The organism is Pseudobacter sp. (genome assembly GCF_051955275.1).
Taxonomy (GTDB): Bacteria; Bacteroidota; Bacteroidia; order Chitinophagales; family Chitinophagaceae; genus Pseudobacter.
On sequence record NZ_JBQCGW010000134.1, the window covers coordinates 1 to 11,200 of the forward strand.

The 11,200-nt window shown below is 48.1% G+C and carries 10 protein-coding genes; 6 read left to right on the plus strand and 4 right to left on the minus strand.

Going from position 1 to position 11,200, the window contains the following annotated elements; translation table 11 throughout:
- From ACTHMC_RS11500 to ACTHMC_RS11510, 3 genes are all read right to left on the minus strand, one after another.
- A partial coding sequence (locus ACTHMC_RS11500) for a SusC/RagA family TonB-linked outer membrane protein (protein ID WP_440413265.1) occupies nucleotides 1–2,364 on the minus strand: 2,364 nt, incomplete at its 3' end.
- Nucleotides 2,365–2,654: 290 nt separating this feature from the next.
- Nucleotides 2,655–3,833, minus strand: coding sequence for a FecR family protein (locus tag ACTHMC_RS11505; RefSeq protein WP_440413266.1), 1,179 nt, complete (start codon nucleotides 3,831–3,833; stop codon nucleotides 2,655–2,657).
- Nucleotides 3,834–3,902: 69 nt separating this feature from the next.
- Nucleotides 3,903–4,571, minus strand: a complete 669-nt coding sequence (locus tag ACTHMC_RS11510) for an RNA polymerase sigma factor (protein WP_440413267.1) — start codon at nucleotides 4,569–4,571, stop codon at nucleotides 3,903–3,905.
- Nucleotides 4,572–4,639: 68 nt separating this feature from the next.
- Between ACTHMC_RS11510 and prmA the strand changes: the two genes are divergently transcribed.
- From prmA to ACTHMC_RS11530, 4 genes are all read left to right on the plus strand, one after another.
- Complete coding sequence (gene prmA, locus ACTHMC_RS11515) at nucleotides 4,640–5,455, plus strand: 50S ribosomal protein L11 methyltransferase (protein WP_440413268.1); 816 nt, start codon at nucleotides 4,640–4,642, stop codon at nucleotides 5,453–5,455.
- Between the two features lie 95 nt (nucleotides 5,456–5,550).
- On the plus strand, nucleotides 5,551–6,216 hold the full coding sequence (gene plsY / locus ACTHMC_RS11520; protein WP_440413269.1) for a glycerol-3-phosphate 1-O-acyltransferase PlsY: 666 nt from the start codon (nucleotides 5,551–5,553) through the stop codon (nucleotides 6,214–6,216).
- 119 nt (nucleotides 6,217–6,335) lie between these two features.
- The gene (locus ACTHMC_RS11525) at nucleotides 6,336–7,145 is read left to right on the plus strand and encodes a M48 family metallopeptidase (RefSeq protein ID WP_440413270.1); all 810 of its coding nucleotides are present in this window, start codon (nucleotides 6,336–6,338) and stop codon (nucleotides 7,143–7,145) included.
- Between the two features lie 153 nt (nucleotides 7,146–7,298).
- Nucleotides 7,299–7,766: a hypothetical protein gene (locus ACTHMC_RS11530; protein WP_440413271.1), complete on the plus strand. Its 468-nt coding sequence runs from the start codon at nucleotides 7,299–7,301 to the stop codon at nucleotides 7,764–7,766.
- A 70-nt stretch (nucleotides 7,767–7,836) separates the two neighbouring features.
- Here the strand turns inward: ACTHMC_RS11530 and dnaG are convergent, their stop codons facing one another.
- On the minus strand, nucleotides 7,837–9,933 hold the full coding sequence (gene dnaG, locus ACTHMC_RS11535) for a DNA primase (RefSeq protein WP_440413272.1): 2,097 nt from the start codon (nucleotides 9,931–9,933) through the stop codon (nucleotides 7,837–7,839).
- A gap of 474 nt (nucleotides 9,934–10,407) precedes the next feature.
- On the opposite strand from dnaG, the gene ACTHMC_RS11540 reads away from it, so the two are divergent.
- Entirely contained in the window at nucleotides 10,408–10,788 is a 381-nt protein-coding gene (locus ACTHMC_RS11540) for a hypothetical protein (RefSeq protein ID WP_440413273.1), read from the plus strand.
- Nucleotides 10,789–10,910: 122 nt separating this feature from the next.
- Nucleotides 10,911–11,200, plus strand: a 290-nt coding sequence (locus ACTHMC_RS11545; RefSeq protein WP_440413274.1) for a GTP-binding protein, incomplete at its 3' end; no start/stop codon positions are given.

Below are 11,200 nucleotides of genomic sequence, written 5' to 3' on the forward strand. Positions count from 1 at the left end.
GTTCTCTTCCCATCCCAGTACGGGATTCTCAAAGCGGGTGGGGCCTAAACCGGTGCCGGTCTGGTACCTGGCGCCTGTGCTGGAATAGATACTGAGGAAGCTGTAATCCGCGATCTGGTCATTCCCGGTGGAACCATAACTGGCCCTCAGCTTCCCGAAATTGAGGAAAGGGAGCATCCTGTCAACAAATTTCTCCTGGCTGAAGATCCAGGCGCCGCCGACAGCTGCAAAATTAGCAGACCTGTTATCCGGGCCAAAGCGACTGGATGCATCTCTTCTGCCTGTAAGGTTCAGGATATATTTACCATCGTAGTTATAATTGATCCTTCCGAAACCGGCGCTGTAAGCATACCTGACATCGTTGGCCGAATAAATGCTGGTAGTAAGCGCCGCTTTGAAATTGTAAATGAGATAATCACTCGGGAAGCCCGAGGCTGAACGCGTAGATCCATCGCTGCTGCTTTTCTGGAAAGTCATACCTGCCAGTAACTCTACTCTGCTGCGACCGAACTCCTTTACATAATTGAGCTGCGGCTCGGTAGTCCAGCTGCCCCTGCTGGCAACCGTTGCATATGTGTACGACAGAGATGATGATACCTGGCTGGCAGGATCATACATCTGGCTGCGAGGCTCAACCATCTGCTCATCGAGCCTGTAATCCAGGTAACCGGCGCTGAGCCTGGCCGTGAGATTATTCAGTATCTTATATTCCAGCATCACATTGGTGTTCAGGTTCTTTGTGTGCGACTCATAACGTTGTTTCAGGAACGCCAGTGGGTTTTGTCTGCTGCCTAACTTCCAGTTAAGACTACCATCTGGTAAAACAAGGTCTGGCATGTTGGGGGGAAGCAAGATGGCTTGCCTGAACAGGTCAGTAGCAATGGCATTGTTGTTATCAGCATTGTACGAAACGGAAAAATTGATGGAGAACCTGTTATCGGCAGACCTGTGATTGATATTTACCAGACCTGAACCCCGGCCGTATTTCATATCACCGGGCATAACGGTGGTCTCATTCTCATAAGTACCTCTCAGCAACAACCTGGTTCGGTCCGTACCTCCTGAAATAGAGGCAAAATACCTGTTGCGCTTGGCAGTATTACCCACCAGTACTTCCTGCCAGTCTGTATCCTTTGTTTTATCCCAGGTGCCGTTCACATCCAGGTCAGTAGCCGTAGGGGTTCTGCCATCATTGGCAAAAGCTTCAGCCCTCATTGTCATGTACTCATCGATATTCATCAGCTTCATTTTGCGGCTTATTTTGCTTACACCGCCATTGAATCCCACTTCATATTTCGTTTTGCCTGCAGACCCTTTTTTGGTGGTGATGAGAATGACGCCGTTAGCGCCGCGTGACCCGTAAATAGCTGTTGCATCAGCGTCTTTCAACACTTCAATGCTTTCTATATCCTGAGGATTGATAGAATTCATTGGACTGATATTTCCCAAACCAACACCAGATACCAAATGCCTCGAAACCTGTGAACTACCAAGCGATTCCAATGGAAATGGCACAGCATCGATGATGATGAGCGGATCAGTACCGGAGGAAATACTGTTTTGTCCGCGGATCTGCACTTTGAAGGGAGCGCCCGCAAGTCCGCTGCTCTGCTGGATCTCCAGTCCAGGTACCCTTCCTGTCAATGTTGCCAGCGGATTGATCACAGGCTGCTGTTCGATGGTTTTGGTATTGACGCGGGAGATAGAGCCGGTACGCTCCCTGTCTTTTACGGTATAATAGCCGGCATTCACCTTCACTTCGCCCAGTTCCGACAAGGACTTTTCCAGTGCAATGGTGACCATTCCGGAATTGATCATTGCGGCAGTGACCTTTACTTCTTTAGATACGTGCTCCACATAGCTGATCACAATCACATCGCCTTCGTCAACATTCACAGAAAAAGCGCCCGTTGCATCAGTAATGCCTACTGTTTTTGCATTCTTTACAGTAATGGATGCGCCGGCAAGGGGTTGCCCTTTATCATCTGTGACCTTTCCTTTTACAGGAGTAGGGGGAGTAAAAAGAAGAATACTCTCATCCTTTACCGGGGCAGTGGTTTTCGCGGAAAGAATAATTGTTTTACCCTGAATCACATAATCGATCGGCCGCTCCCTGAAAATGATATCCAGCAAAGAGGACAGGGGAATATTGTTTACGTTCAGAGAAACCTTCTTGTTGATCTCACCGAACATTTCCTGGTTGAGGAACACTACGTATCCTGTTTGCTTTTCAACCGAAGCAAACACCTGTTTTAAAGTGAGGTCTTTTCCGGTGATACTCACATTCTGGGCAACTCCTTCCGCCTTCACAGAGAGGAAGGTTACAAAAAGTAGAAAAGAAAGCATCCGCATAATTCTCAGCATTTGAGCCGGTAGCCGTATTCCAGTACCTGCCGGCTTGAAAATACCAGCAGGAAATAACCAGCTACCATAAGCAGTTTTTTGCATAATTTGTGAACAGTTTAGGTTGTAAAAATGGTGACAAGTCATTCTGATCAGCCCAAACATCGCCGGGAGTGTTAGTAGCACTACCGGCTTGTTTTTTATGAGCTGATCGTTTTGTTGTTCATGGCAAAAAATAGATCCGGTGGTCATGCATCAGCTGCACAACGCACTATTGATTTCATATGATAAGTGTTTGTATCAGGTGCGTGCTAGGGCAGCACTACCAGTGTTCTGTTGTTTTCCAGTTTGAAATGGACCTTCGTTTTTTCCAGGGCAATCAGCATGCCGCTGAGTGGAACATCTTTGGTGATCTTTCCCCAGAATTTTATATCAGGAATTCCTTTTTCATACACCACATCGATATCGTACCAGCGCTCTATCTGTTTCATCACATCCTCCAGTGAAGCGCCTTCGAAATTGAAGATGCCGTTTTTCCAGGCCATTACTTTATCCGTATCAACATCACTGGTTACCGCAAGTGCAGCACCTGTAAACACTGCCTGCTGCGCAGGTTTCAGCACTTTACTATCACCAGCCTGTGAACCCGTAACGCGAACAGCTCCATCGATCAGCGTGGTGGACATTTTTGCTTCATTGGAGTAAGCATTCACATTGAAGCTGGTGCCCAGTACATCGATCTTCATTTTCTTATCCACCGTTACGCGGAATGGCTGCGAGGATCTTTTCGCAACTTCAAAATAGGCTTCCCCAGTGATCTCCACATTACGCGCTTCGCCTGTGAATACCGTTGGATATCTGATAGAGCTGGCAGCATTCAGCCATACCTTAGTGCCGTCCGGCAAACTCAGCTGGTACTGTCTTCCTTTAGGGGTGGACATTGTATTGTACTGCAACGGGTTTCCTTGTCCTTCATACACCAGCGCGCCATCGATCACGCGGGCCGTAACACCATCCTGTAAGGCAACCACTCCATTCTTAACCGTATCAAGTGATAACTGACTTCCGTCCGCCAGCGTGAGCACGGCGCCTTCTTTACCGGGCTGCACCTGTTCAGCAGTGATGGTAACAGCTGGCAATGATCCTTCATTGCTATGTTCCATTAAAAACCAGGTGGCGATGCCGGACAGCAACAGAAGAGAAGCTGCGACCGCCCATTTCCATCGCTGCATGGAACGCACCGGAACTGGATGCGATGCTGTCTGTTCCTCCTGAACAAACTGCGCTAACCGCTCACTGAGACGCTTATTCCGGATGTTGCGTTCATTGAATTCAGAGAGGATGATCTCAGCCTGGCTGTACTGGTCAAACAATTGCTGGTTGGCAGCGGAAGATTGTCTCCATTCATCCAGCTCCTTCTTTTCATTGTCCGTCAGGGTGCCGAGTGCATTCCTGATCATATAAGCTGCTATACGTGCTTCGTTGGTCATGCAGAAAATTGTTCAATCTAATTAATACAACAGGGTTGTACGATTGTCACATACAAAAACATGATATTTTTAAAGAAACTGGCAGAACATAAGCCAGGAGCGGAAACTGAGCCGCAATTGTTTCAAGGCCAGACTTTTCTGGTTGCGTACCGTATGCTCATTGATCCGGAGGATGGTGGCAATTTCCTGATTGGATTTTCCTTCTAAATAAGCCATGGAGAAAATGCTGGCGGTCTGTGGAGGCAGTTTTTTCAGCAACAATTCTATTTCCCGCATCAGTTCTTCCATGAACTCATGCGCGGCAAATTCATTTTCTTCACCTGCATGCAGCAGTTGCAAAGCTTCGGCTTCCCTGGCTGTTCTGCGTTGGGATGACTTCAGATGGTTGAGACAAAGATTGCGCGCGATGGTATAGAGCCAGGGCCTGAGCGGACGCGATGGATCCAGGACAGCTTTCTGTAACCAGAGCGTCTGAAACACAGAGGCAGTGATATCTTCAGCATCCTGCTCACCAGGAAGGTATTTCTTTACATAATAGAAGATCGCATCCAGGTGGGAGGAATATACCAGGGTATAAGCAGCTTCATCACCGGCGATGAGTCGCTGAAGCAGTTCAGTTTCCTGATATGTGGGAGGGGGCGTCACCTTAACCGGGTACCTTGAATGGATTACTGTAAAATTAAAATGGAAATTTATTTTGCCCGCCGTATGATGACAGGCGAGGATAAGAACCTGCATTATACAGAAGATATTTGAGAGTATACCAAATCAGGAGCATATTTTTGCAGCTTACACAACTATCATTCATGAATTACTGGCAATTTTCCATCAGGCCGCTCGATCAGCAACAACGTGACATCATGGTAGCTCAATTAGGAGAGATCGGTTTCGAAGGGTTTGAGGAAGCCGCTGATACCCTGCATGCATTCATTCCTGAAACAGACCTGGATGAAGAGGCCCTGCAGCAATTGCTGGGTGCAGAACTGGAGTGCAGCCGCAAACTGGTGCCACCCACCAACTGGAATGCCGATTGGGAAAAGAATTTCGAGCCGGTGGTAGTGCATGACTTCGCAGCGATCCGTGCACATTTTCATGAAGCCATCAGCGATGTGCAGCATGATGTGATCATCACTCCCAAAATGAGTTTCGGCACCGGGCACCATGCCACTACCTTCATGATGATCGAATACATGCGTGAACTGGATTTTAAAAATAAGTCCGTGCTTGATTTCGGAACAGGCACTGCTGTACTGGCCATCCTGGCAGAAAAACTGGGAGCTGAAAAAATTGTGGCGATCGACAATGACGACTGGAGCATTGAAAACTCCCGGGAGAACATCCAGGTGAATGACTGTACAAAAATTGAATTACAGAAAGCAGACAAGCTGGAGCTGGCACAGCAATTTGATATCATTCTTGCCAACATCAATAAAAATGTGCTCCTGGGTAATATGACATCCATCAGACAACATTTGAAGGGTGGGGGTGTTGTAATCATGAGCGGGCTGCTGAGTGGCGACAGGAAAGATATCGAAGCAGCAGTAGTGAAGGAAATGTTAAAGGTGGATGAACAAAAGGACAGACAGAACTGGATAGCCCTGCGAATAAGTGTAAAACCTTAGCTGGATACGAAAAAGAATGGATTTAGTTCCCGGAAAGACAATAAGTTGAGTGGTTTTTCCGTATTTTCGTTTTCCAACTTCAACTTAACTATTCAATGAAAGAGGTACTACTCATTGTAATAGCGTATTTGATAGGCTCTGTTCCGACCGCTGTTTGGGTCAGTAAAGCTTTCTTCGGCATCGATATCCGTGAATACGGAAGTGGTAATGCCGGCGCTACGAACACATTTCGCGTTTTAGGTCCCCGCTGGGGCACTTTCGTGATGGCTATTGACGTGATCAAAGGCGTTATCGCTACCAGTCTTTACATTTTTTTACCGTTTTATATGTCCAACGAGTGGGACAGGACCAATCTGATGATCGGTCTGGGTCTGGCTGCTGTATTGGGACATATCTTCCCCATCTGGGCTGATTTCCGTGGAGGAAAGGGCGTTGCCACCCTGTTCGGGATGATCATTGCCATCCAGCCGCTGGTGGCCATCTGCTGTGTGGGTGTTTTCCTGTCAGTGCTGTACCTGACCAGGTTCGTGTCACTCAGTTCCATCCTGGCAAGCGTTGCCTTTGCCGTTCTCATCCTTTTTATTTTCCGGGCTGAAGAGCCATTATACAGGGCCTTTGCCATTGCAGTAGCGCTGTTGGTGATCCTCACGCACCAGAAGAATATCAGCCGGCTTATCCGCGGCAGCGAAAGCAAGGTACCCATCCTCAAGTACCGCGACCGCCGAAGAACGCGTCGCAGGGAATCCAAGGTGGAGGACTGATAATCATTTCCATTCAGATTTCTTTATATCCAAATTAACTGGTCAATGGTTAGGCCTGGTATCAATATTTTACTGATTGGTACAAGAATTGATTTTCTAACTTTGACAAAACATCCTCCATGCAAAAGATAATTTTAGCCGCCACACTGGCTTTAGGATTCGCAGGTTGTTCCCAGAACGCAATTACCGGGAAGAACCAGCTCACGTTATACAGTGATGCAGATATTCAGAATATGGCAGCCCAGGAGTACAAACAGTTCCTGTCTTCCAATAAAGTGGTATCCACCACTGCCAGCAAGGATGCGGAAATGGTGAGAAGGATCGGGCAGCGCCTGACCACCGCCATCAACAATTACTATACACAGAAAGGTCTTTCTGCCGAGCTCGCAGGGTACGCCTGGGAGTACAACCTGGTAAGCTCCGATGAGGTGAATGCCTGGTGTATGCCCGGTGGTAAGATCGTCGTTTATACCGGACTGTTACCTATCACTCAGAACGAAGCTGCCCTGGCAGTGGTGATGGGGCACGAGATCGCGCACGCACTTGCCAAGCATGGTAACGAACGTATGAGCCGTGCATCGCTGGCTGAACTGGGTGGACAGGCGCTCTCCGTAGCACTGGCCAACAAGTCTCCGATAGCTCAGAATATCTTCATGAGTGCTTACGGCGTAGGTACCAATGTTGGTGTTATGTTGCCCTTCGGCAGGGCGCAGGAACTGGAAGCAGACAAGTTCGGACTGATCTTTTCTGCTATGGCAGGATACAATCCACAGGAAGCAATTCCACTTTGGGAAAGAATGGAAAAGGCCGGTGGAGGTAATAAACCACCCGAATTCCTGAGCACTCACCCCTCTGAAGGAAGACGTATAGAAAAGCTTAAACAACTGATGCCTGAGGCACTTACATATTATAAACCAGTTGGCAAATAATCTGGCAAGAACTTAATCAGATTTTAAGAAAAGCCCGCCCAGTCTGACTGATGCGGGCTTTTTGTATAAAAATAGTTACACTTATTACCTTTTTTTACTACCTTTGCAATCCCGTCTTTTTAAACCCTAAGCAATATCAAAAACTTCTCAGGCATGTCGCAAAACTTATTGGATAAGCTTCAGCTACAGGAAGAAAAAAATGTACTGATTCAGGGTCTTCCTTCCTCGATTGAAAAACAATTCGTGAAATTGTCTTTCGCCAAGAATTTAACTCCATTGCTGAAATCGCGTAAGATCGATTTTGCATTGATATTCGCGGTGAACGAGAATCAACTGAGTGGTATCGTCAACGAAGTACTTCCTGCCCTGCGGGAAGAAGGGAAGTTCTGGATCGCATATCCCAAGTCTACTTCAAAGATCGTGACAGACCTCAACCGTGCATGCAGCTGGAGCTGTGTGAGCGATGCAGGGTTTGAAAGGTCCGAGGAAGTGCCACTCGACCATGTGTGGGTGGCTATTCGTTTCAACCGGATCAATAATGCAGCTAAACCAGCTGCCGTACCTGGCGCCCGTCGCGTAAGCGCTGGCAAAAGGGCTCCATCTCCGGTGATGGCAGAGTAATTGTTATTGTGTTCAATAATTTTAGATGATGAAAGGTTCCTGTTGTTCCGGGAGCCTTTCTCTTTTATGTCTATTTGAGGATAACTGTGCCGAGTTTTTTCGTCAGCTCGATCTCCAGTTGTTTCAGGTGGGCATGTGTTTGTATCAGCACCATCAGTTCTTCAGAAGAATGTGGCTTGCTCATATCCCGCTGGTTCTCCTCCAGCAGTCTTTTTATCTTTCGCAGTTTGAGATAATGAATAGCAGAGTTCACCGGTAGCAGATGTTTGGCCTCTTCTTCCTTGAAACTTCCCTGCTCCAGCACTTCAGCCCATTTTTTGCTCACTTCATACGGAAAATCCATGATCTGGATCACCAGCGCAGACAATGTCTGATCCTCATGATAGAGAAAGCTTTTCATGCCCGGTTCCAGACCCGCTTCATACCAGGTCTTGTAAAACTCCACAATACGCATGTACTCCGGATTGTCCAGCAACTGGTTCTCTATCACTTCAGCGATCACAAAACTGGCAACGGTACTGGCGTCCTCCCAGGGTTTGTTACCATGTTCCAGCAGCACCCGGATCAGTTCTTTCTCATTCTGATCATCGCGGGTAAGCAACGCCAGCGTATCATCACCGGGAGCAGGAGGCAACAGTTGCCCCTGGCCAGCATCAGGGAATGAACCCTGATCCCAGCTATCGTCTTCTGCATAGAATGTATCTTCAGGAAAGAAGCCATCCTCTCCGGTAGGAACGGCATTGAAATTATTAGGGCCTGGCTGTTGTGGAGGCGCCTGCTGATTGCCTCCCTTATTGGTCCGCTGCTGCGGGTTATTGTATTGCTGCTTCTGTTGTTGCTGGCCTTCCTTTGTTATCTTTTCCCTGATGAACTTATTCACCAGGTTGGTAAATCCTGTTTCTTCAATGCGAAGCATTTCAGAACAACGGCGGATATAATCCTGCTGCTTGGTGAAATCCTCCGCTTTGTTGAGCTTGGAAATGGTCTCGGCCATCTGGTTCACCACGGCAGCTTTCTTATTCGTGTCGCTCCCGGCATCCTTCAACATCACTTCCAGCTGAAAGATGATGAATTCTTTCTTATTGTTTTTGATGAATTCCTGGAAGGCTGCAGCACCTACCTTGTTCACATAGCTGTCAGGATCCTCATTGTCGGGGATCAGCACCAACTGAACGTTCAAACCCTCTGTGAGCGCCAGTTCCAGGCCGCGAAGCGCTGCCTTCACACCGGCTCCGTCGCCATCATATATGATGGTGAGGTTATTGGTGTATTTGTGCACCAGCCTGAGCTGATCCGGCGTAAGGGAAGTACCACCTGAAGCCACCACGTTTTCTATACCTGCCTGGTGCAGCGATACCACATCGGTATAGCCTTCCACCAGCAGACATTCATCCAGTTTATCGATGGCCTGCCTGGCCTGGTACGAGCCATAAAGGATCTTACTCTTGAGATATAATTCGTTCTCCGGTGTATTGATGTATTTGGGAGCACGCTCCACCTTGCCGATCACACGCGCACCAAAACCGATGATCTTGCCGCTCTGGTTATGAACGGGGAAGATGATACGGCCGCGGTAGTTGTCGTAACTCCGGCCATCACGCTGCGCCACCAGTCCGCTTTTCACCAGCAGATCGATATTGTATTGCGCATTGAGCGCCGTGGATACAAAGCTCTGGCTGTCCTGCAGGCTGTAACCCACCTGGAATTTTTTCAGCACTTCCTCGCGGAAGCCGCGTTCTTTGAGGTAACTGAGGCCGATATCCTGGCCTTCCTCTGAATTGAAAAGCTTATCCTCGAAAAATTTCTGAGCGAAGGTGTTGATGATATAAAGACTGTCGGCCACCTGGCGCTGTGCCACCACTTCCGGGCTCACGGCGGTTTCTTCCACTTCCACGCCATACTTGTTGGCGAGCCAGCGAAGTGCCTCCACATAGGAGTATTTCTCCAGCTCCATCAGGAAACCGATGGCATTGCCGCTCTTGCCGCAACCAAAACATTTGAAGATCTCTTTATTGGCCGAAACGGTGAAGGAGGGGCTTTTCTCGTTGTGGAAAGGACAAAGCCCGAGGTAGTTGATACCCCGTTTTTTGAGTTTCACATAACTGCCCACGATCTCCACGATATCGATACGGCTGAGGATCTGTTGTATGGTGTGTTGGCTTATCACGCTGATTGACAGTAATTAGGCTGGTCTGATTGTAGTTGTAAGAAAAATGTTCCGTATTTGAAACAGTTGTCCCATGGGACAGTCTGCAAATATATGCCTCTGCTTTCAAGGCGCAAAGTAAACACCAGGGTGTGCCCAGTAGCTCGCATCTGGCGAGTTACTTATATTTCTTCCCCTTCGGCAAACACCGGGTCGCCGGAGGCGACGGAATAAAAGTCACTCGCGGGGACGCGAGCAACTGGGCAAACCATGCCAAAAAAGGTTCATATCACGTGCATAATTTTAATGTGCATCCTACCCATTTCCCTGAAACTATTCGTAATTTAGAATTGAGCTTACTTACCCATTATTCTTCCCTTGCTGAAAACATTGCAGCATACTCCAACATGATTTCCTCTCCCTTACCATGCTGCACAGCTGATCCTATCCGTAGAAGGCTTTAGTTCTTTTATTTCTTCACCTAAATTTCCTCCCATGGTTACTACCGATGTTGCACAGCTTTCAAGAGAATGTAATGCCTGGCGGGAGACATTGCGTTCCGACAGAAGCTCCGTTACCGAATTGGATTCCCGCCTCCAGGATCTGGCAGGCACCCAATCCACAGAAGACGTACTCATCGAGATCGATCACTTTCACAATCAGTTCTACATCCAGCAGCTGAACATCCATGATCTCAAACACGCCATCCGATCGCATCAGCAACAGATCGACTCCGAGATGCAACTCCACAACGGACAGGTCAATGATGATACGCTCAACGATCATGAAAGGCTCTACGACAATTTTCAACAGCTTGAACACACGCTCAAAGATCTTAAACGCGATTTCACCGTTTTTGTAGACCGCAACCGATAGCGGAATTTATTGCTTTGGCTCAATTCAGCCATCGCAGCAGGTTTTATTCCTCTGCGCTCCCTGCCGCCCCCTTACGGCCAGGGTTACTGATCATTCCATTTCACTCTCTTAAACTTTTAGCTATGCCAGAATTTGATACCTCACACGTCAAAAACATAGTCTTGCTGGGGCATGCCGGCTCCGGCAAGACCACATTGGCGGAATGCATGCTCTACGAAGCAGGCATCATCAACCGCCGCGGTTCCATCCAGGAACGCAATACTGCCGGAGACTACCATGAACTGGAACAGGAGAGAGGCAGCACCGTTTTTTCCAAACTCCTGCACACCAAATGGCGCGGATATAAGATCAATATCATCGACACACCCGAGTACGACGACTTTGCCGGAGAGCTCGTCTCCGCCCTTCGGGT